This window comes from Levyella massiliensis, assembly GCF_000308275.2.
Classification (GTDB): domain Bacteria; phylum Bacillota; class Clostridia; order Tissierellales; family Peptoniphilaceae; genus Murdochiella; species Murdochiella massiliensis_A.
On sequence record NZ_HG529491.1, the window covers coordinates 3,978 to 27,471 of the forward strand.

Annotated in this window: 15 protein-coding genes and 1 other annotated feature; of the genes, 1 reads left to right on the top strand and 14 read right to left on the bottom strand. The window is 50.5% G+C overall.

The window, feature by feature from the left end; all coding sequences use genetic code 11:
• Positions 1-16: 16 nt before the first annotated feature.
• Positions 17-393 (bottom strand) — a sequence feature (16S ribosomal RNA rRNA prediction is too short).
• A gap of 538 nt (positions 394-931) precedes the next feature.
• The 11 genes from BN98_RS07970 to BN98_RS05140 form a co-directional block, all read right to left on the bottom strand.
• Positions 932-2,029 (bottom strand): LCP family protein, encoded by a 1,098-nt coding sequence (locus BN98_RS07970; RefSeq protein WP_019190375.1) that lies wholly within the window; start codon positions 2,027-2,029, stop codon positions 932-934.
• Positions 2,026-2,961: a DNA-binding protein WhiA gene (gene whiA, locus BN98_RS05090; RefSeq protein WP_019190376.1), complete on the bottom strand. Its 936-nt coding sequence runs from the start codon at positions 2,959-2,961 to the stop codon at positions 2,026-2,028. Before whiA ends, BN98_RS07970 begins: the two co-directional genes overlap by 4 nt.
• A complete protein-coding gene (locus BN98_RS05095; RefSeq protein WP_019190377.1) occupies positions 2,958-3,401 on the bottom strand; it encodes an NUDIX hydrolase in 444 nt (147 codons plus the stop codon). Before BN98_RS05095 ends, whiA begins: the two co-directional genes overlap by 4 nt.
• Positions 3,402-3,475: 74 nt before the next feature.
• On the bottom strand, positions 3,476-4,339 hold the full coding sequence (gene rapZ, locus BN98_RS05100) for an RNase adapter RapZ (RefSeq protein ID WP_019190378.1): 864 nt from the start codon (positions 4,337-4,339) through the stop codon (positions 3,476-3,478).
• Between the two features lie 8 nt (positions 4,340-4,347).
• A complete protein-coding gene (gene murB / locus BN98_RS05105; protein WP_019190379.1) occupies positions 4,348-5,259 on the bottom strand; it encodes a UDP-N-acetylmuramate dehydrogenase in 912 nt (303 codons plus the stop codon).
• 324 nt (positions 5,260-5,583) lie between these two features.
• Entirely contained in the window at positions 5,584-9,111 is a 3,528-nt protein-coding gene (gene nifJ / locus BN98_RS05115; protein WP_207636734.1) for a pyruvate:ferredoxin (flavodoxin) oxidoreductase, read from the bottom strand.
• A gap of 141 nt (positions 9,112-9,252) precedes the next feature.
• On the bottom strand, positions 9,253-10,206 hold the full coding sequence (gene hprK, locus BN98_RS05120; protein ID WP_019190382.1) for an HPr(Ser) kinase/phosphatase: 954 nt from the start codon (positions 10,204-10,206) through the stop codon (positions 9,253-9,255).
• A 2-nt stretch (positions 10,207-10,208) separates the two neighbouring features.
• Positions 10,209-12,140 (bottom strand): excinuclease ABC subunit UvrC, encoded by a 1,932-nt coding sequence (uvrC, locus tag BN98_RS05125; RefSeq protein WP_195891109.1) that lies wholly within the window; start codon positions 12,138-12,140, stop codon positions 10,209-10,211.
• A 62-nt stretch (positions 12,141-12,202) separates the two neighbouring features.
• Positions 12,203-13,987 carry an aminopeptidase P family N-terminal domain-containing protein gene (locus BN98_RS05130; protein ID WP_019190384.1) on the bottom strand — a complete coding sequence of 595 codons (1,785 nt, stop codon included), beginning with the start codon at positions 13,985-13,987 and terminating at the stop codon, positions 12,203-12,205.
• A 71-nt stretch (positions 13,988-14,058) separates the two neighbouring features.
• Positions 14,059-15,153: a redox-regulated ATPase YchF gene (ychF, locus tag BN98_RS05135; RefSeq protein WP_019190385.1), complete on the bottom strand. Its 1,095-nt coding sequence runs from the start codon at positions 15,151-15,153 to the stop codon at positions 14,059-14,061.
• A 1,564-nt stretch (positions 15,154-16,717) separates the two neighbouring features.
• A complete protein-coding gene (locus BN98_RS05140) occupies positions 16,718-18,697 on the bottom strand; it encodes a sodium-translocating pyrophosphatase (protein WP_019190386.1) in 1,980 nt (659 codons plus the stop codon).
• Between the two features lie 306 nt (positions 18,698-19,003).
• On the opposite strand from BN98_RS05140, the gene mscL reads away from it, so the two are divergent.
• Positions 19,004-19,393, top strand: a complete 390-nt coding sequence (gene mscL, locus BN98_RS05145) for a large conductance mechanosensitive channel protein MscL (RefSeq protein ID WP_019190387.1) — start codon at positions 19,004-19,006, stop codon at positions 19,391-19,393.
• Positions 19,394-19,462: 69 nt separating this feature from the next.
• On the opposite strand, the gene BN98_RS05150 is transcribed toward mscL, so the two are convergent.
• From BN98_RS05150 to BN98_RS05160, 3 genes are all read right to left on the bottom strand, one after another.
• Positions 19,463-20,143, bottom strand: a complete 681-nt coding sequence (locus BN98_RS05150) for a ribonuclease H1 domain-containing protein (protein ID WP_019190388.1) — start codon at positions 20,141-20,143, stop codon at positions 19,463-19,465.
• 18 nt (positions 20,144-20,161) lie between these two features.
• On the bottom strand, positions 20,162-21,628 hold the full coding sequence (locus BN98_RS05155; protein WP_019190389.1) for an alpha-amylase: 1,467 nt from the start codon (positions 21,626-21,628) through the stop codon (positions 20,162-20,164).
• 148 nt (positions 21,629-21,776) lie between these two features.
• Positions 21,777-23,477 carry an FtsX-like permease family protein gene (locus tag BN98_RS05160; RefSeq protein WP_019190390.1) on the bottom strand — a complete coding sequence of 567 codons (1,701 nt, stop codon included), beginning with the start codon at positions 23,475-23,477 and terminating at the stop codon, positions 21,777-21,779.
• Positions 23,478-23,494: the final 17 nt, after the last annotated feature.

Here is a 23,494-nt window from a genome sequence, read left to right on the forward strand (position 1 = left end):
GACCTTCTTCGTTCACGCGGCGTCGCTGCATCAGAGTTTCCTCCATTGTGCAAAATTCCCCACTGCTGCCTCCCGTAGGAGTTTGGGCCGTGTCTCAGTCCCAATGTGGCCGTACACCCTCTCAGGCCGGCTACTGATCGTCGCCTTGGTAGGCCGTTACCCCACCAACTAGCTAATCAGACGCAAGACCATCTTTCACCGAAATTCTTTAACCTCTTCCTCATGCGGGGAAAAAGTGTCATCCGGTATTAATAGCCGTTTCCAGCTGCTATCCCGGTGTGAAAGGCAGGTTTCTTACGCGTTACTCACCCATCCGCCACTGTCCTGTACTATCTTCACCCGAAGGATCCGTCAGTACATTCTCGTTCGACTTGCATGTGTTACGCACGCCGCCAGCGTTTATCCTGAGCCAGGATCAAACTCTCAAAAAAATTTTTTGAGAGCCAATATCTTGACTCTATATTTGTTGTTTTGAATTATTTCAACTCAAAGTTATTCACGTATTCAATTATGAAGGTTCGCGCTCTCCCCTTTTAGGGAGTGCTTTGTTATTGTATCACGCTGTTAAGTGCCTGTCAAGAGATTGTAAAATTTATTTTTACTTTTTCTTGTTTCTGTGGCGCTCTTCAAACGCGACTTGGATATGATACCACCGTGGATTTATTGTGTCAACACTTTTGCCAACTTTTTTTGAACTCTTTGAGGATCCAATGGAAATGAGATTATTGCAAGCTTATAAGGTGGTTTGCGTTTCGGATAGGATCATAATCCTTCTTCTTTTGAAAAATTATTTTAACTTTTCATGATATAAATTGAACTTTCTCATTAATACAAAAAGCCGACCCGTAGGCCGACTTTTAAAGTTTGCTGTAAATGTAGGTATAGCAGGCAATGATAGCACTATGGTTGCTACCGCAAGGCTATTAATGTTTCAGTGCTGCATAAAGGGACCCAGTAGTTCCCGTACCATTTGTTTAGTGCCTTTTTTATCAGGCACGTAGTAGCTTAGGCCGCCAATGGTCTGTCCGTGTCCGGGGATCGTGTGCATCTCCATCTCCGGCAGACCGGTAAAGAGAACGCCGGGTGCTTTCGAAAGCAGAGGCAACGCGGGAATGTTGGTCTTAGCGTGGTCTTGAATTGCTTTGAGAACAAAGGGCATCCGCCAGATGTTTAATGGTGAAACCACTTTGTGAGCAGTCTCCTTCAAGAACGCCTGTTGTGCTTTAACGCGATCAATATCGCCGTTCTTATATCCCTGACGATGGCGAAGAAAGCTGAGGGTTTCATCGCCATTTAGCACGTGGTCGCCGGTATGAAAGATCTCTCCGGGGACAGGCTGCGCTTCCTGCGGAACGTTGTAGCGGACGCCGCCCACAGCATCCACCACTGATTTAACCGTGTCGTAGTCCACTTCCATATAATAATCGAGATCGATGCCCAGAAAATCACGTATTGTTTGCATAGTGAGGGCGATGCCGCCATAGGCATGGGCATGATTGATTTTGTCGCGCTTGCCGCGCACGAAGACGCGCGAATCACGAGGAATGGAAAGACCGATTAAGCGACCATCGCTAAAATCATAGCGAACCAAAAGCAGCGTGTCGGTGCGCTGTGGCTCACCGGTACCGGTGTCATCCACGCCGGCAAGCAGAAATAATAAATCCTTATCAATGGGATCCAGGACGTTGCCATCCGCTGCTGCGGGAACGGGCAGATCCTGCTTTTTTTGATCCCAGAAATAGAGGTTGCCGATGAGGGCAATGATGCCGACAAGGCAAAGCACAAGCGCAAGGCGAATCACGCGTCCGAGACAGCTGTGCTTTTTGTGCGGCCGTTTTGTCGCATACGAGGCATCAGCATAAGCGTGGCGACGGTTTTCGTCTTCCCACGTGTCATCCTGTTCTGCATGACGTGCAGCAGCCTGTCGTGCTGCCTCCTGGGCCGCACGCCAATCCTTATTTCCGTGCTGTGTATTCAAAGGTAAGGTGTCATCGATATCGTCTTGAAAATCTTCTCCGGGCTGTCTCATTCTTCCTCCCAAACGGATGCTTCTTTTAAGATGCGGCGCATGCGGTGCATAATGCCGGATTTTCCCAGCGGCGGTTGTAACGTTTCGCCCAACTGGCGCAGATTTGCCATGGGATGGGCTAAGCGGGCTTCCGCCAGTTCGCGCAAGGAATCCGGTAAGTTGTTCAATCCGCGTTTCTCATCTAGGAGATGAATGGCGCGGATTTGCTCCAGTGACGCACGGTATTGTTTATCGAGATTTGCGGCTTCAGCATTGGATTTGCGATTGATATCGTTATGAATTTCTTTTTCGATTTTGACATTTTCAAGCGCCAGCATGGCCGCGGAAGCGCCGATGGCTACCATGAAATCCGATATTGCTTCCGAATCCTTTAAATAGTAAACATAGAGATCCCCACGGCGCGTCTGTTTTGCTGGAATGGACAGATTTTGAAACACGTGTTCCAAAATTTCGCCGTCCAGCGCATTTTTGGTCACAATTTCCAAATGATAGGACTTCTCGGGATCCACCACCGAGCCGGCTGCTAAAAACGCGCCGCGACAGTAGGCACGGGCGTTGGCCGGCACGTTTAGTCGGCCGAAGATGGCATCGCGACTCTGCGTCGTTTGTCCGAAAGGATCCACGCCGCTTTGTTGAAAGAGCGCTTCCGCCTGCGTCTCCGGTAAGTCCATATAGTAGACCGGCTTAATCTGCAGTTGATCATTCTTTTGCGCACGTACTTCGCATTCCAGCGAAAATAAAAAGCGCACCAGACTCACCACGCATCCGATAACTTCCGGATGCTCCGAGAAGAAGCGTAAGCGAACTTCCTGTTGCCGAATGACCATGGCCGCATTCAAACGTGCCATGGCCGACAGTTCCAACAGAGCTTCAATTTTCGAGTGGAGAGCCAGGCGGGCGCATTCTGTTTTTGTATCGTAGGAAAAGCTCATTGATCAATCCTTAACGTAGAGGGTGGACGACGTTTCTTTGCGGGCGGTGTTCCTGTGAACGCTTGGCGGACCATGTTGCGTTCGGAATCGTGTCGCAATAATTTAACGGCTTTTCGCCAGGGCATGAAGGCAGAGTCGCAAAAGCCTTCTTCCCTTTGCGGCTTCATCGAGCCCCCTTCTGCCGTCATCGTATAGTAATGAACCGTTTTATGTACCTCGATGCCATTGGGCTTGGAATAATTGTAACGGACAAAACCGATATAAGAGCCTACGCGGCAAGCCAATCCACTTTCTTCATGCACTTCTCGGAGAGCCGTTTGTTCCAAGGTTTCGCCGGATTCAATGCGTCCCTTGGGAAGCACCCAGTCGCCGCGAAATTTGCGCAGCACGAGGACATCCTTTCCATCAATGACAACGCCGCCGGCACTGATTTCTTTCATTACGCCCTCCTTTCTTTACATCTATTCGAATTCTTTCCTCAGGGTATCCCAAACCTGTGAAGAAATCCTGAGGATTATTTCCAATAATGGCGATCGCGATGCGAAACGCTCACTCCACTGTAGTGTTCCGCCAGTTGATCCCCCAAAAGTTCTGCCATCACAACGGAGCGATGCCGCCCTCCGGTGCATCCCAAGGCGAGGGTCAGCGTGCGTTTTCCCTCGCGAATATAGTAGGGCACCAAAAATTCGAGCAAGTCGCTGATCTTCTTTAAAAATTGCTCTGTCTCCGGAAACTGCAACACATATTCCTTGAGTGGTGCATCCAGTCCGGTCAAATGTTTGAGTTCGGGCACATAGTACGGGTTATTAATGAAACGCACGTCAAAGACGAGATCTGCATCCAGCACGATGCCGTGCTTAAAGCCGAAGGAAATGATGGAAAGAAACAGTTTCGGTTTTTCGCCTTGCGATAAAAACAGGCGGTCGATCATTTCTTTTAATTCGCCCAGTGTCTTATTCGTCGTATCCAGCACTAAATCAGAGGTCAGACGCAGATGCTCTAAAAATTGCTTCTCGCGCTGTATCCCATCAAAAATATTGCCCGCTTTGTCCATCGGATGCGGCCGCCGCAATTCTTTATAGCGACGCACCAAGGCTTCATCGGAGGCCGTCAAAAAGAGTGTCGTGACTTCCAGTTCTTTCTCTTTTTTTAGTGCTTCGACCGTTGACTGCAAATCCTCGAAAAATTCACGTCCGCGAATATCCACGCCCAACGCCACGCGTGTCAAATTTTTAGAGGCGCTCTTCGTTAGCTCCAAAAAATTGCCGATCAGCCGCGGAGGAATATTGTCCATGCAGTAATAGCCCATATCCTCAAACAGCCGAAGCGCTGAACTTTTTCCGGCGCCGCTCATTCCCGTGACGATGACGATTCTCATGAAAACACCTACTCTTTTCCGATAATGCGTACTTCTGTTTCCAGCTCTATATCAAATTTTTCTTTCACGGTTTCTTGCACATGCGAAATAACCGCCAAGACATCCTTTGCTGTGGCATTCCCGTTATTGATCACAAAGCCACAATGTTTCTCTGAGACCTGTGCATCGTTGACTGTATAACCGCGAAGGCCTGCTTCCTGGATCAGCTGACCGGCAAAATGTCCGGTCGGCCTCTTAAATGTCGAACCCGCCGAATACTTCTCCAACGGCTGCTTGCTGCTGCGACGCTGAGCATAATCCTGCGCCTTCTCACGAATTTTTTCCGGATCGCCGGGGGTTAACGCAAACTCCAGCTCTGTCACCACCATGCCTTCCTGCATCATGCGTGACGTCCGATAGCCCATTGCCATTTCTTCCGGTGACAGCGTAACGATGGATCCCTCTCGATTAATGGCGCGCACCGAACGCACCACATCTTTCATCTCTTTATTATATGCGCCAGCGTTCATAATCACCCCGCCGCCGACAGATCCCGGAATGCCCGCCAGTTCCTCCATGCCAGTCAAACCGGCACGGAAGCTCGTTTGCGCCACCTTGGATAACAGCGCCCCCGCCTGAGCGCATACGATATTGCCGTCCACGGTCACATCCGAAAATGCTTGTCCCATTTTCACGACAACGCCATCAATACCCCCATCTCGCACCAATGTATTGGACCCGTTGCCCAGGATGGTAAACGGAATCCCATTTCCCCGTAAATAGCGAATGGTGCGCAATGCTTCTTTTTCCAACGTAACTTCTATCAGTAATTCGCACGGGCCACCCAAATGGAACGTCGTCAGGGTCGATAGCGGAACATTTTCCCGCACCAGCCCATACGCCCCCGACAGTAGCTCCGCACGCTGTTTTTCATTGATCATGCTTAAGCCTCCAACCTTTCAGACGCTACAATGCTACCCTATTTTACCATGAATACATCACCCTGCCGGACCAAAGTCTTCCATCTCCTGAAGGATGGCGGTTGCGTGCGCGGATGTGAAGAGGGCGTACGGCAAGTGGCGTGGACGGTCGGCAAAACCCAAAATCGCAAAACGCCCCCGTAATTTCCTGCCGTCCATTTGCGGCGACATTAAAAGAAGCAACGCACGCGAGTGCGTGCGTTGCTTCTTACTTGCATTACTTTCCGAACACAAGCCTCCTCGGAAGATTTTTCCCTAAAAGCTTGTATCGGATGATTTTTTCGCTTAGTACTCAATCGCCGCGAGACGCTTGTAGTTCTCGTAGCGATCCTTGGCGGCCTGTTCGGCTGCTGCGTAGAGTTCGCCGGCTTCTTCCGGGAAGTTGCGCTTCAGGGAAGAGTAACGGACCTCGCCCATGAGGAATTCTTGGAAGTCTGCTGTCGGTTCCTTGGAGTCGAGCTGGAACGGATTCTTGCCCTCCTGGGCCAGCAGCGGATTGTATCTCCACAGATGCCAATAACCGGCTTCGACTGCTTGTTTCTCACGAGCCTGGCTCTTGCCCATGCCGATACGGATACCATGGTTAATGCACGGTGCGTAAGCAATGATCAGGGACGGGCCATGATAGGCTTCGGCTTCACGGAATGCCTTAATCGTTTGATTCTGGTTAGCGCCCATTGCTACTTGAGCAACGTAGACATAGCCGTAGGTGGATTGCATGAGGCCCAAATCCTTGGACTTCACACGTTTACCGGAAGCGGCAAACTGTGCCACTGCGGCAAGCGGCGTCGCTTTGGACGACTGACCGCCGGTGTTGGAGTAAACTTCCGTGTTCATGACGAGGATATTGATGTCTTTGCCGGAGGCTAAGACATGATCCAATCCGCCGTAACCGATATCGAAAGCCCATCCATCGCCGCCGAAAATCCACTGCGATTTCTTGGTCATGTAATCTTTTAGTTTTAGAATCTCTTCCAAGAGTTTCTGTCCATCTGCGCTGTCAACCTTGGCATCAGCTGTCAGAATATCAGCCGTGGCGGCTTTGGAAGCCTTATAGTCGTCCTTGCTATCCATCCAAGTCTGGAACAGCTCGTTATACGACGTATCCAATCCCAGCGCCAGGAACTGATTCATCTTGGTCTCAATCAGGTCGCGGTTGGACTCGGTAGCTAAGAGCATGCCATAGCCATATTCGGCGGCATCTTCAAAGAGGGAGTTACCCCATGTCGGGCCACAGCCGTTAGCGTCCGTGGTGTACGGCGTGGACGGTGCAGAAGCGCCCCAAATGGAGGAGCAGCCGGTGGCGTTAGCAATGAGCATCCGGTCGCCGAAGAGTTGGGTCAAGAGACGTGCATACGGCGTTTCACCGCAGCCTGCGCAGGCGCCGGAGAATTCCAGCAACGGTTGCTTGAACTGCGAGCCCTTAATTGTTGTGTCGGGCATGACATCTTCTTTGTAGCCGACTTTTTCATGGGCGTATTCCCAATATCCCTTCTGGGCTTCGTATTGTTCTTCGAACGGCTTCATAATCAGAGCCTTATTCTTTGCCGGGCAAACATCTGCGCAGTTACCGCAGCCGGTGCAGTCCAGCTGAGAAACCTGAATGCGGAAGTTGAGGCCTTCCATGCCTTTGCCGACGGCTTTCTTGGAAACAAAGCCTTCCGGTGCATTCTTCTGATCTTCTTCATTCAAAAGGAACGGACGAATGACCGCATGCGGACAGACATACGAGCACTGGTTACACTGAATGCAGTTGTCCACTTGCCATTCCGGCACGAACAGAGCAATGCCGCGCTTTTCGAATTGCGAGGTGCCGTTATCCCAGTGTCCGTCTTCATGACCTGTGAAGGCCGATACCGGCAGGTCATCGCCTTCATTACGCAACATCGGACGCACCACGTTCTTGAAGAAGTCCGGGGTGCCCGAAAGATCAACTGTATCATCTTTGGCATCTGCCCAAGCGGCAGGAATGTTCACCTTGACAAGAGCGTTGATACCACTGTCCACCGCCTTGTTATTCATGTTGACGACATCGTCGCCCTTATGACCGTAGGCTTTCACAATGGAATCCTTCAGATGCGCTACTGCCTCTTCCAGCGGCAAAACGCCGGAGAGTTTAAAGAATGCAGACTGAATGATCATATTGGTACGGTTGCCCAGGCCAATCTCCTGTGCAATCTTGGACGCGTTCAAAATATAGAACTGAATGTCGTTTTCGGCCAGATAGCGTTTCATCTGTCCCGGCAGATGTTCGTCAAGTTCGCTTTCTTCCCACGTGCAGTTCAGCAGGAAAGTGCCGCCTTTACGCAGACCGCGCAGCAAATCGTATTGATGCACATAGGCTTGCTTCGAGCAGGAGACAAAGTCTGCTTCATCCAACAGATACGTGGAACGAATCTTACTCTTGCCGAAACGCAAATGCGAAACGGTCAAACCGCCGGATTTCTTCGAATCGTAGAAGAAATAGCCCTGTGCATTCTGATCGGTGTTATCACCGATGATCTTAATGGCTTGTTTGTTTGCGCCGACCGTGCCGTCGGAACCGAATCCCCAGAACTTGCAACGGGTCGTGCCTTCCTCGCGGATATGCAAGACTTCCGACTGATCCAAGGAAAGATTCGTCACATCATCTTCAATGGAGATAGTGAAGTGGTTCTTCGGCTCATCTTTTTCGAGGTTGCGGAATACGGCCAACAGATGGGTCGGAATGGTATCCTTAGAGCCCATGCCGTAACGGCCGCCCACGACGGTCGGGTGAATGTCCGAATCATAAAGTGCCGCACGAACGTCCATGTAGAGCGGCTCGCCAAGGGATCCTTTTTCCTTCGTACGATCCAAAACCGCAATCTTCTTCACATTCTTCGGCAAAGCTTCCAGGAAGTGTTTGCGGCTGAACGGACGATACAGACGTACCTTAATCATACCGAGCTTGTTGCCCTTTTCCGCCTCAGCATCAATGACTTCTTCCATTGCTTCACAAGCGGAGCCCATGAGAACGACGACGTTTTCTGCGTCCGGATCACCATAGTAATCAAAGAGATGATACGGACGACCGGTCTTCTCAGAAACCTTCGCCATGTACTTTTCAACGATGGGAATGATGTCTTCATAGTAATGGTTGGAGGCTTCCAAGTTCTGGAAGAAAATATCCGGCGACTGGGAGGTGCCCATCGTCTTCGGACGATTCGGATTCATCGAACGATCGCGAAACGCCTGAATGGCTTCATGATCCACCATTTCTTCCAGATCTTTAAAGTCCCAAACCGCAACTTTATTGATTTCATGCGACGTACGGAAGCCATCAAAGAAATGGACAAACGGCAGCGATCCTTCAATTGCGGACAGATGCGCAACAGCGCCCAGATCCATTACTTCCTGTACGGAGCTGGAACAAAGGAAGGCAAAGCCGGTCATGCGCGCCGAGTTGATATCCGAGTGATCGCCGTAGATCGACAATGCGTGGCTGGCGACGGCACGTGCGGCAACATGAAATACGCCCGGCAAATTCTCACCGGCAATTTTGTACATATCCGGAATCATCAGCAGCAAGCCTTGGGATGCTGTATATGTACTGGTTAAAGCACCCGCTGCCAAAGAGCCGTGTACTGCACCGGCAGCGCCGGCTTCCGACTGCATCTCCACCACATGCACCGGTTTTTGGAAGATGTTCTTCATCCCGTTGGCTGCCCAAGTGTCTACATGCTCCGGCATCGGAGAAGACGGCGTGATCGGATAGATCGTAGCCACCTCCGTAAATGCGTACGAGACATATGCTGCAGCTTCATTACCATCCATAGTTTTGAATTTTTGCACCATAAATACTCCTGACTTTCTAACGGCGCACCGGCCGTCCCCGCGGGCTCCACAACCCGCTCACTCCACCAAATTTGTGCCTATACCGAGTATAAAAGAAACCTATTTGGGCGTCAAATGAACGCCTAACTGTGAGGAGGTTTACTGCACCCCTTCTTCTTGTGCCATGCGATTGGATTCTTCGATCAAACGATTGTTGAGCTCCAATGCCGCATTATAGCCCATTTGTTTTAAACGATTGTTGCGCACGGCTGCCTCGATGATCATGGCCAAGTTGCGCCCAGGTTTCACCGGAACCATAATCGCCGGCAAACGAACCCCCAGGATTTCCGTATAATCATCAAAAATCCCTAAGCGATCGTATTCTTTATCATCTTGCCAATCCTCTAGCATCACCACCATCTCGATCTGTGTATCTTCCTTGACCGAGCCGATGCCGTACAGACGACGAATATCTAAAATGCCCAATCCGCGAATCTCCATATAGTGACGAATATTCTCCGGCGCCTGCCCGATCAACGTATTTTCCACGCGCGTCAGCTCCACCACATCATCCGCCACCAAGCGATGCCCACGAATCAGCAAATCCAAGCCGGTTTCCGACTTTCCCACTGCACTCTTCCCCCGAATCAGCACGCCAGTACCAAAGACTTCCATTAATCCGGCATGCATCGTCGTCGTCGGAGCCAATAGCAGCTCCAATTCCCGATTCATCATGGCAACGAGTTTAGTCGTCTGCAACGGTGTGCGCAGAATGGTCTTATTATAGTAGTCCGCTAAATCTAAAATGTCGTCGGTAATAGCCTGATCATAGGAATAGATCAGCGCCGGAATCGGATAGGAGAATATGCCGCGAAAGCGCTCATAGCGCAGCTCTGGCGCCAATTGCATATAATAGATATACTCCACGCGCCCGATAATCTGCAGGCGCGCCCAAGGAAAGTTTTCCATAAATCCGGCCAGTTGCAGGCCGGGACGATTCACATCGGCCCTCTTAATGGTAATGGAATCATAATCCCTGGAACGTGCCACGATCTCAAGGCCCATTTTTTCCACCAATTCCGCCAATTTAACGGTTCTGTTTTCGCTCTCCATGGCTACTCCTTTTTTGATAACGATCGCTCAGAGGTAACGTTCGCAGTTTCTTTCGAGACTGCCTTTTGCGCTGCATCCGACACATTCTCTGCCGCGTGCTGTGCAAAATAGTGTGCGACCGCTCCCGCACTGGCCTTTGTCATGCCGTCCACCGCCTGCAGCTCTGCCACATCCGCTTTTTTAATTGCCGCCACAGAGCCAAACGCGCGCAATAAAGCCGTACGTCGCTTCCGGCCAATACCCGGAATAGCATCCAATGCCGACGTCATCATCTCCGTTGATCGCAAGCGACGATGATATTCAATCGCAAAGCGGTGAACCTCTTCCTGTACGGCATACAGATATTCATAGAGTGGGGAACGTGGATCCATCTCCCATTCCTCTCCCCGATAGAAAAGGGCACGCGTGATATGATGATCGTCTTTTACCATGCCCACCACGGGAATATCCAGGTGGCGTTCGCGCAAAACCTCTTCTGCCACATGCACATGTCCTTTGCCGCCGTCCATGAGGACTACAGAAGGCAATACGCCAAATCCTGTTAACGTTTTACCCTCTTCTGCGTCATGCAATCCGTGATCGAAGCGACGCTCCAGCATTTCTCTTTGCGAAGCATAATCGTCCGGCCCTTCGACGGTGCGGATTTTGAATTTTCGATATTCTTTTGGCTGCTTGCGCTCACGCTGAAACACGACCATCGCTCCAACATTCTGCACACCCGAGACATTGGAAATATCGTAGGCTTCCACGCGATCCAGATCGCGTTGCACCACCGCTTCCAATGCGTGAATGCCCGCATCCTTGTTGCGCTCCTTGCGTGCTTCCCGTGCCATAGCTTTTGTGAGCTGTTCCTCCGCATTCGCCTGCGCTGTGCGCAGCAATTCTTTTTTATCGCCACGTCTGGGCACATGCAGATGCACCCGATGACCCTTGCGATCGCCTAAAAACGCAGCAATAGCATCGCCATCTTCCGGTTCCGTTTCCATATAAATTTCAGCGGGGATATATGTCGCTTCCAAGTAGAATTGCTTCAGAAACGAAGAAAGAATCACCTCCGCGCTTTCCTGAAACTCTTCCTGAAGGCGGAACGTACGGCGATCCACGACCTTTCCGCCACGCACGAAGAATACCTGCAAAATCACCTGCGTCGTTCCCCTTGCCATGGCAATGACATCGCAATCTTCGCCGCGAGCCAAGGTCACTTTCTGCTTTTCCTGCAACGCATCCAAATTGTTTAAGGCGTCACGAAAGCGCGCCGCTCGCTCGTATTCGAGATTTTCAGCAGCGGCGTGCATTTCCCCCGTCCATTGCTCGCGTACGGCGCGATCATTGCCCTTCAAAATATCGCGCACACGATCCATTTGCTCGGCGTACTCTTTTTCATCCGCCAAGCCGACACAAGGCGCCGGGCACTGGCCCAGATCATAATTGAGGCATGGGCGACGCAGTCGTGCGCCGTGATAAAAGTCCAAGCGACACGAACGAATGCCAAATAGGCGCTGTAAGAGGCGGATCGTATCGTTTACGGCATAGGCATTCGGAAATGGGCCGAAGTATTCGCCCCCATCCGACTTGGTCTGGCGTACTTTTAGCAGACGCGGATACCTTTCTTGCGGAATGCAGATGTATGGGTATTGCTTATCGTCTCTTAGAATGATGTTGTAATGTGGGCGATGCGCTTTAATAAAATTGGATTCCAATACCAGAGCTTCGACTTCATTATCGACGACAATGTATTCGAAGTGATCCACATGCTCCACCATCGCCAGCACTTTTGGGCTTTTTCCGTGTGAGGAAGGCGTGAAATAGGAGCGGACGCGGCGACGCAGATTGATGGCTTTGCCCACGTAGATGATGACATTGTTTTTATCCCGCATCAGATACACGCCGGGGGATTCCGGAACCTGTTTTAACGCTTCCGAAAAGTCTTTCATTGTCCCCCCTTTCTGTAAAAAAAAGCGGCGCGGACCGAAGTCACGCGCCGCCGGCATTCTCTTTATCTCTCCAACGCTTTGCACCGAGCGGCAAGATAGTTCAAGTCCTCCTCTTCCAGATGCGGAGACAAGACCTCGAAGCAATGCGCATTGTATGCATTCAGCCATTCCAGTTCGGCATCGCTTAACATCTCTACCTGCACCGGACGGGTGTCAATGGGCACCCAGGTCAGCGGCTCTAATTTATACCATGTTCCGAAATCATTCGTTTCATCCTCCACGCACAGCGTGATGGATTCAATGCGAATACCGTGTTTCCCGGCAATGTACAAGCCCGGTTCCATAGAGGTTACCATGCCCGGGGCAAGTTCCACGGCGCCGGATCCCACCGGGCGATTGACAAAGCCCTGCGGTCCTTCATGCACGCCCAACACATGGCCAACGCCATGCCCCGTGCCATGGAAGAACGTCTTGCGCGCTTCATACAGCGGTTTCATGGCTAAGGAGGAAACATACATTCCCGGTGTTCCCTTCGGGAACACTGCCGTGATGCCAGCGATATGCGATTTCAACACTAAGGTATAGTCCACGCGTTCTTCTTCCGTCGTCGGACCCATGGCTACCGTACGGGTGATATCCGTCGTGCCTTCCAGGTAGTGGCCACCGCTATCTACCAGCAGCAATCCTTTTGGTTCAATCACGGCCGGCGTATCATTTTGCATCGGGTCATAGTGCACAATAGCAGCATTGGAACCGTAACCGATAATCGCCCCGAAGCTATCCATAATGAAATGTTCCTGTTCGGCGCGCAGCTCATGCAGCTTCTGCACCGCCAGGCGTTCCGTCACCGCGGCGGAATGAGCGCCGGTTTCCACCCAGTTAAAGAATTTAGTCAGCGCCACGCCATCCTTAATATAGGCTTGGTGCGTGTTTTCAATTTCCGTCTCGTTCTTGATCGCCTTCATCAGCGTCGACAGATTCGGACCCTGTTGAATCTTCACGTTGTCACGCAATTGGCGATGCAGCGCAATATTCGTATGGGTGGGATCCAGATAGACCACCTTTTGTCCCGCGATCTCCGCCAATTCATCGCCAATGCGGTCATAGTCGTACAGTTCAACGCCAGCCGCTTTCAGCTTTTCTTCTACTTCCGGCGTTAATTTTTCCGGGCGAATGAAAAGCTTGGCATTTGACTCCGAAATCAGGGCATAGCTCAACACCACCGGTGTATCTGTGACATCGTAACCGCGCAAGTTAAAGAGATAACCGATATCGTCTAAGCTGCTGATGAAGGTATAATCGCATTCGCGTTCGCGCATCATAAAGCGCAAAACCCGCAGCTTATCCTCAATGCTTGCCCCGGCATATTTCGTATCAAAGAAGAAAGCTTTTTCTGCCGGTAATGCCGGACGATCTTTCCAAATTTCCGATACATAGTCCACATCAATGACCAACACGCGATTGCCCATGCATTTTGACAGCTTGCGATAATTCGTCACCGACATGCACATGCCGTCAAAGCCGATTTTTCCAAAAGCAGAAACATTGGCCAGTAAAAACTCTTCCATCGTTTCATCAAAGCCTATGCGATAGAGGGTAATGCCACTGCCCTTCAACTGTGCTTCCGCTTGTAAAAAGTAACGACTGTCAGTCCACAAGCCTGCTTTGTTCTTTGTGACGACCAGCGTGCCCGCCGATCCTGTGAAGCCCGACATATACACACGCGCCTTATAGTGATCCGGCACATATTCCGACTGATGCGGATCCGACGTTGGAATAATATAGGCTTCCAAATCTCTCTTTGCCATGCGCTGACGCAGGGCTTCCAAGCGTTCCTGAATGTTCATACTTCTCCTTTCTGCCGATTTCGACATTGACACCATCGTGTCATCCTTACAATCCCTTACAGGATCGTGACTCAAACATTAAAGCGGAAATGCACGATGTCGCCATCTTGCATCACGTACTCTTTGCCTTCCAAACGCAGCTTTCCGGCTTCCCGAATGGCTGCCATGGAGCCCGCTTCGATAAAATCATCGTACGAAAAAATTTCCGCACGGATGAATCCACGTTGAATATCCGTATGAATCTTACCCGCTGCTTCCCACGCCGTTGTCCCTTTAGCGATGGTCCAAGCACGCGATTCGTCTTCACCGGTGGTTAAGAACGACATCAATCCCAGCAAATCATAGGAGGCCACAATCAGTCGATCCAGTCCCGACTGTTCAAGCCCCAGCATCTCCAAAAACTCCGCGCGTTCTTCCGCTTCCAGCTGCGCAATCTCCGCTTCCGCCTTAGCTGAAATCACAACCACGCGCGCCTGTTCCGTTTTTGCAAAGGCGCGAACCTTGCTTACATTCTCGTTCGAAGCCCCATCGTCCGCACAATCCTCTTCTGCCACATTAGCCACATAGATTACCGGCTTTACCGACAACAGCTGATACGAACTCAGCAATTTTTTCTCTTCGTCATTCAGATCCAGCACGCGCGCAGAGCGACCCTCTTCCAGCACTTCCTTAATGCGCTGCAATAACGCCACTTCCGGACGCACTTCCTTATCCGCCTTGGCTTGCTTTTCCTTTTTCGCCAAGATGCGTTCAATCTGTTCCAAGTCCGATAAAATCAATTCAAGATTTATGGTTTCAATATCCCGCATCGGATCCACACTGCCGTCCACATGCGTCACATTTTCATCCTCAAAGCAGCGCAACACTTCCACAATAGCTTCGCAGGTGCGAATATCGCCCAAGAACTTATTGCCCAAGCCCTCGCCCTTGCTTGCACCACGCACCAGCCCAGCAATGTCATAAAACTCAATCACGGCCGGAATCACTTTTTTCGAAGAAAAGCGCTCCGCCAGCACATGAAGCCTCTCATCCGGCACTTCCACCAAGCCGACATTTGGCTCGATGGTATTAAAAGGATAGTTTTCCGCCGGTACGCCGGCATGCGTAATCGCATTAAACAGTGTTGATTTCCCTACATTCGGTAATCCGACAATTCCCAGTTTCACGTTTGGATAAACCTCTCTATCTTTCCTTCCTCCTGCGATGCCGCCCGGTACGACACAGCGCTTTGTGCCGTCTAACCATCTTAACGATTCTCCCGCCGGCAGAAGAGGCGATACAATCTAATCGGTTTCAGTATAGCACAGCCCTTGTGATAGAACAGCATCTGCGAGGAAAGTGCGTGTCCCGTCAGCAATAATCGCAAACCTTAATATTGCAGTGAATGTGATCCGTGAAGGGTCTTGGCGTATGACACCTGTTGCGGGTCAATATCGCAAAGTCCGGAAGCGTTCCTAGGCCGCATGAATGATCGGACGGCTTAGGCGACCGGACGGCGTAAATGACCGTGCCTTTTGTAAAAAAATGGCAAAGGCACGGTCGAAAAGTCAGCCAGAACAGCTGGAGTGACCGTGCCTTTTGCAAAAAAACGGCAAAGGCACGGTCGAAAAGTCAGCCAGCACAGCTGGAGTGACCGTGCCTTTTGCAAAAAAACGACAAAGGCACGGTCGATAAGTCAGCCCGGACGGCATAAGTGTCCGTGCCTTTTGTAAAAAAATGGCAAAGGCACGGTCGGTAAGTCAGCTAGAACGGCGTAAATGACCGTGCCTTTTGTAAAAAAATGGCAAAGGCACGGTCAGAAAGTCAACCCGAACAGCTGGAGTGACCGTGCCTTTTGTAAAAAAACGACAAAGGCACGGTCGAAACGTCAGCCCGAATGGCGTAAGTGACCGTGCCTTTTGTAAAAAAATGGCAAAGGCACGGTCAGAAAGTCAGCCTGGACGGCGTAAGTGACCGTGCCTTTTGTAAAAAAACGACAAAGGCACGGTCGAAAAGTCAGCCCGGACGGCGTAAGTGACCGTGCCTTTTTCAAAAAAATGGCAAAGGCACGGTCGAAAAGTCAGTCCGAACGGCTGGAGTGACCGTGCCTTTTGTAAAAAAACGACAAAGGCACGGTCGAAAAGTCAGCCAGCACAGCTGGAGTGACCGTGCCTTTTGCAAAAAAACGGCAAAGGCACGGTCGGTAAGTCAGCCCGAACGGCGTAAGTGACCGTGCCTTTTGTAAAAAAACGACAAAGGCACGGTCAGAAAGTCAACGCCAACGGCTTGGGAGACCGTACCTTTTATAAAAAAACGGCAAAGGCGCGATCAGAAAGTCAGCCCGAACGGCTGGAGTGACCGTGCCTTTTGTAAAAAAACGGCAAAGGCACGGTCAGAAAGTCAGCCCGAACGGCTGGAGTGACCGTGCCTTTTGTAAAAAAACAGCAAAGGCACGGTCGAAACGTCAGCCTGAACGGCTTGGGCGACCGTACCTTTTGTAAAAAAACGACAAAGGCACGGTCGGTAAGTCAGCCAGCACAGCTGGAGTGACCGTGCCTTTTGTAAAAAAACGACAAAGGCACGGTCAGTAAGCGTTCCTAGGCGGCGCTTTCAAAGGGGCTGATCCAAACCACATGCCCGCGACAAATAACAAAAATTAAAACGCCGGAATTTCAACGTTTTCATATGTTGAAAGTCCGGCGTTTTTACGTTTTTGGTTGGCGCCTTCCTTATTGATTCCTTTTCCGCAACTTATAAAAACAGTGGTAAGAAAATCAGGGAGACAGTGGTCATCAGCTTGATTAGGATGTTGATGGACGGACCTGAAGTATCCTTGAACGGATCGCCGACGGTGTCGCCGGTGACGGCCGCTTTGTGCGCATCGGAGCCTTTTCCGCCATAGACGCCGGTTTCAATATATTTCTTAGCATTGTCCCAAGCACCGCCTGCGTTAGCCATCATGATGGCCAAGAGAACGCCGGTGATTAACCCGCCGACCAAAAGGCCACCCAACGCTTCAATGCCCAGAATGAGGCCGACCAAAAGCGGCGCCGCAACGGCTAAGAGGCCCGGAAGAATCATTTTGCGCAGGGAAGCCTGCGTCGAGATATCAATGCAGCGCCCATAATCCGGATCCGACGTACCTTCCATGATGCCCGGGTTCTTGCGGAACTGACCACGTACCTCTTCTACCATGGCATTGGCTGCATCGCCAACGGCATTCATAGTAAGAGCGGAGAACAGGAACGGCAGCATACCACCAATGAATGCGCCGGCAATAACCTGCGGCTGGGTGATATCCAAGCTCTTGAGTTGTGCCTGCTGCGTGTAAGAAGCAAACAAGGAGAGCGCGGTTAATGCGGCGGAACCGATGGCAAAGCCCTTGCCGATGGCAGCCGTGGTGTTACCGACCGAGTCCAGTTTATCCGTGATCGCACGTACATCTTCCGGCAATGCAGTCATTTCGGCAATGCCGCCTGCATTATCGGCAACCGGACCATACGCATCCACGGCGATGGTCATGGCGCAAGTGGCCAGCATGCCCAATGCCGCCAGAGCGATGGCATAAAGCCCTGCGTTCGGACCCATGCTGTTCATTGCCATGAAAGAGACGATGATGCCTACAGCAATGAAGAGAATGGGGATGGCGGTCGAATTCATACCGACGGAAAGGCCGGAAATGATGTTCGTTGCGGAACCGGTAGTGGATTCCTTTGCAATCTTTTTCACAAATGGGAACTCTTCCGAGGTGTAAATTTCAGTGATCTTCGAAATACCTAAGCCGACCACGATACCGGCAAAGACCGGAATGAAGGGGCGAACTTCGCCGAAGATGATAAAGCTGAACAAAAGGCTGGTCACAAGCAAAATGCCAGCTGAAATAAAGGTACCCATGTTCAGGGATCGCTGCGGATTTTCGGAGCCGCGCACAGACTGAATGCCAACGATGGCAGCCAATAAGCCGCAGAAAACCAGAGCGAAGGCAAACTGCACGCCCCTGCCTTGGAACGCCAATGTGCCCAATGTCAATGCAGACAAAATGGCGCCGACGTAGGATTCAAACAAGTCCGCACCCATACCGGCAACATCGCCGACGTTATCGCCGACGTTATCAGCAATAACGGCCGGGTTGCGCGGATCGTCTTCCGGAATACCGACTTCCACTTTGCCGACCAAATCGGCGCCGACGTCTGCGGCCTTAGTGTAGATACCGCCGCCAACACGGGCAAACAGTGCCACGAAAGAAGCGCCCAAGCTGAATCCCATGACAATGCCGGGATCCTTAAAAATCAGATAGAAAAAGCTGACACCGATGGCGCCCAAGCCGACAACCACAAGGCCCATGACCGAACCGCTGAAGAAAGCAACCTGCAGCGCTTCGTTGATGCCTTTCGTGGCCGCCGCATTCGTCGTACGAACGTTCGCAAGCGTTGCGGCATTCATACCGATGAAGCCGGCAAGCATAGAGAAAATCGCGCCTACGAGGAAGCAAACGGCTGTCGACCAAGAATGCAAGCCAAAGCCGATGGCCAGAAAGACTACAATCATCAGGACACCAATGACGATGTATTCGCGTCGTAAGAACGCAAACGCACCGTGACGGTTCAGTTCTGCGATGCGGATCATTTCCCGCGTACCGGCGGGCAATTTTTGAATGATCTGCAATTTCATCAACGCGAGCGCAATAGCTGCCACGCCGATGATGATCGCGATAATGGATAAAAAGTTCATGACTACCTCCCAAAAATAATGTCGACATGATACCGACCTTTTTCTCTATTATAGCAAACCCCTTTCACAATACTATTTTTTTAACGTTTTCCGCCTGTTATCTACCGGCCTTAAACGCTACCGTTGCATTGTTTATCTTCCTAACGGTTATGTTGAATCGAAAACGTCAATGGTTTCTTTCGTGAAGTTGGGTATACAAAACAAGACTGAAAAGCTCCTGCACTCTCTCGCGGAGCCGTCAGGCCGGTCCTCTTCCACATTTCTTGTGTGCGGATGATCACTTTGCCGTATCAAAAGGAGATTATTATGATTAAAGAATTCAAAGAATTTATCGCACGGGGCAATGTTCTCGAGATGGCCGTCGGCATTATCATTGGTGCTGCATTTAAAGCCATCGTGGATTCGTTGGTAGCGGATATCATTACGCCGATCCTCAACGTCTTCCTAAACGGTGTCAATTTCAAAGAATGGGTGTTGAAGGTTGGTCCCATCACGTTTGGTGTTGGGAACTTCATCAACAATGTCTTTTCGTTCCTCGTGATCGCTTTTGTTCTATTTTTGATCATTAAGGCCTTCAACAAAGCCCGTAAACCGAAGCCTGTCGCAGCCACCACAAAGATTTGCCCGCATTGCAAATCTGAAATTGCACTGGAAGCAACACGCTGCCCGTACTGCACATCGGAATTGGATCAATAAGCACCCAAAAAGTAATAACTAGTCTATTCGATGACGAAGGCGACCCTGGACGGGTCGCCTTCGTTTTTCTTAACTGCCGGTTGCAACGCCGGCGCCTTTCTTTGCCAGGCGATCCGCTTCTTCGTTATAGGTTTCGCCAGTATGCGCCGCAATCTTCACAAAGTGAAGCGTAAGCATCTCTCGGACGGAGGCCGCTTTTTTGGCGTATTCCTGTGTCAGCGTCACATTGGTCTTCCATTCTCCAAGCGCCCAATGGCGAATGCCCGCATAATCGTGATAGATCGTAAGGGACTTCGCGTGACGCTCCACGGCCAATTCCATGGCCTTCTCCGCTCCGCGGATTTCACCGGCAATGTTGCGGTGACGAGAGGCATCGTCCTTGCCATGGCCGTAAAAGGTTTCCTTGCCATGACTGGTAAAAAACACGACACCATAGCCGAAAACCTTTGTCTTGGCATTAAAGGAGCCGTCCACGTAGGCGTGGCATTCGCCGGCGGGAATGTGTTCCGGCGAAAAGGGCGAAGCCTCCGGGGGATTTGTCGGAACGCCACGCTTTCCTTTTCTCGGCGATGTCTTCGTCGGCGCGACGGAGGACGAGTCTTTGGCGTCCATGTATGCCTCGGCATCTTTTTTCGCTTCGAATTTTTTATATAAGGCGCCCGAGTAGCCGTGCACCTGGGCACGACACGCATCCCAGGTCTGATAAATGCCCGGCTTACGCCCTGCCTTCACTGCATAATATGCCATCATTGCATCCGTTCTGTTGTTTTATTTCGCTTTATTTTTCTCGTCCGGCAAATCCTTGCGCGTCCAATACGTCACCGATCCCGGCGCCACGGTAAAGAGACCAAAACCTTCGTCATCGATGGTGACATCCTCATTTTTACCACTGCGATCGCAATAGACTTGCCCCGCTTCCTGCTCGCCGACAAACATGCGCTCCTCGTCCATATCGCCCGTGGAAATCAGGACGGCTAAGGGATACGGATGTTCTTCATTACCACGACGGACCCAGCCGATCTTTGTGGGCGTCACCCAGTAATCGTCCTGGTCGCCGTAAGCGCACGTCTTTCGTGCGTTCATCATGCGGAAGAGCTCGTCCTTTATGCCGGGATATTGTGCTGAAGCAATGCCGTAATAATCCCCGGCAAATACACAGGGATAGCCGTCGCGACGCAGTAAAATCAACGCATACGCAATTTCCTTAAACCACGGCTCAACCCAGCTTTCCAGCGCCTGCCCCGGCTGCGAATCATGATTGTCTACAAACGTAACTGCTTGCACCGGATTAGTCGAAACCAAGGTATCATCAAAAATCTGCCGCAGATCAAAGTTGGGATTCGTTGCCGCCTCTACCATATTAAAATGCAGTGGCACATCAAAGAGATGCACATTGTAATCCGTCTCGTTCAGATAGTGCTGCATGGCGGCATCGCTATCCTTCCAATATTCTCCCACGAAGAAGAAATCGGGATTGTAGTCCAGAATAAACGCCGACATCGTATCGATGAAATTCATATCAATGTGCTTCAAGGCATCGTAGCGAAAGCCGTCATAGCCGATGGAGTCAATCATAAAATACGCGACGTCCATCAATTCTTTCTGTACGTCCGGATGGCTGACATCGATGTCCGCGTTCATCAGATAGTCAAAGTTGCCTTTTTCGCTATCCGTATCGGACGACCAATATTTGCCATCGCCAAGAATGCGAAAAATCGCCGTCGTATCCGATTTCTGATCATAATCCACGCCCGTGAAATGGTAATAATGCCATTGAAATTTCGAATACTTCCCTTCGCGGCCGGGGAACGTAAACTTGGTCCACGCCTCAATATCATGCGCTTCTCCCACGTCCTTCGTGCGGTCATTTTGATCCACCATCACCGCCTTAAAGGTTTCCGTCTCATCCGCACCACCTTTATGGTTGAATACCATGTCCGCATAAACCGAAATATGGTGCTCGTGCAGTGCTTTAAGGCAGGCCTCCAGCTCTTCCCGAGTTCCATACTTCGTGCGCACGGTCCCCTTCTGGTTGAATTCACCTAAATCCCAGTAATCATAGCTGCCGTAACCCACATCCTGATCACTCGTTCCTTTGTGCGCGGGCGGCATCCACACTGCGGTTACGCCCATCTTCTCCATCGTTTCGGCCATCTCTGCTAACTTGCGATAAAACGATCCGTCTGCCGGATATTCCCAGTCAAAAGACTGAACCATAATCCCATTCATCTGCATTGTTGCTCCTTTTGCTTTTTCACGGTAAGAACCAAATAGGGTTCCGCTCTGCTCCCTCCACCATGGAGCACACGGAGCCCGCCTCTATCTTATCATGAGGAGGCACGCCTTCCTATTTTTTACTTGGCGCCGCGGACGCTTCACAGCCTTATTCTTCTTTCATTGAGGCGGCAAGAGAGCGACGATTCTGCACCTCATAGGCAAGCAGGCAAGCCACTGCCAATAGACCGATCCACAACAAAAACAGCAGCCCTATCTCTTTTACAATGGAATGGTTCAAATACGTTTCCATTAGCGCTTCCATCTTTTCCATTGATACAAAGGCACCTGCGGGGGTGTTTGCCTTACCCGCCGAATGCACTAAGTAGGCTTTCCATTGTTGTGAAAGCAGTATGGTAGGGAGTAAAGATACAAAAAATGCCAGAGTGGCGATGAAAAAATATTCCAAAAAGATAGCAAAAAAAGTTTCTGTCTTCGTCTTCCCTAAGGTTTGCCATATCGCCGTTTCGCGTCTTCTTTGCCATATCTGCATCAACAATACAAATGGCAGGCCGATTAGCGTACAGAACATTCCCAAAAGCACCATAACATGAAAAATGATTCGCATTGAATCGATGGAACCGGCCAGCGTCTGGTATGTCTCATATTCGGAAATACACCGATACACTTTATCTTCATGCATGGCATTGAGGCGATTGAGGACGGGTTGAATCTCAGCAATTACCTCAGGCTGGTCATCGAATGCTCTCGTTTCAATCACAGGCAGCGTCATTGTCTCATGATCAAAAGCAGGTCGGGTATTCTCCAATTCTCTTCCATCTACGCCCATGTGAGATTGCTTCTGCCATGCATTTTGCTGATAGAATCCTCTTAACTTGTCTCGTAAACGCGTCCACCGACTCATGGGCAGGTAGCAATACTTTGAAATATCTGCGGCGTATTCGTTTTCGCCAATATAAAAGGGAAAACCGGTATTTCCGTTATGTAATCCGATAACCGTATAGTATTCCGTATATAAAAGTTTTCCAAAAGCATTGATGGAGATAGGAATACGATCTCCTACTTGAAGCGGACGATAGCCTTTTGCATCGATAATAAATGCATTCCACGGTGCAACAATAACAGCATCTTGCTCCTGATCCTCTTTCGGTTGAATGGCTCGTCCTTCGACTATGTCCAGACGATCCAAGATTTGATCGTTGACTTCCGCCGTTTTTACACCCAGTAATCGAGGAACAACACCCTTCTCAATTTCCATAACACTCGGAAAAAAAGCAAAACGTTCCGGATTTCTTTGAAAAGCAAAGGTGGTGGCTTCGCCCTTTAAACCTAAACGGATGCAATCCAAGTATCGCTGTGTCACATCTTGGGTCTGACGAACAATTGCCCACTCTCCTTCGTCAATGACTGGCGGATGGGTTGATCGGTTTATCACCCGTCCTTTTTCATTCCATTGCGACCTCTCCCCGGAACCGCAAAGAACGACGCCACGCATCGTGGCGTCATTCTCGATTTTTTCAAACGTACACAAATAGCCATCATGGAGCATCGGCTCGGAAAATACATTGCGTACCCGACGATCGTTTTGAAGCGTTTTAAGCAGATCACGCATAGCGTCTGTTTCCATAGCAATTTGATTCTCTGCGTCAAACCATTGAGGCATTTCCAGAAATGGCGTCGTAATCACAAAGCGTGGATTCAGATTCTCTTGTATGCTCGCGTGAAATTCCTCCCCGGCATTACGCATGACATAGGAGATCTGCAAAACAAAGGCAAAAACAGACAACAGAATGAAAAGAAATACCGTTGATCGATACTCGCGTTTCATGTGGAGATAGATTTGCTTCATCGAAATGCCTTCCTTCT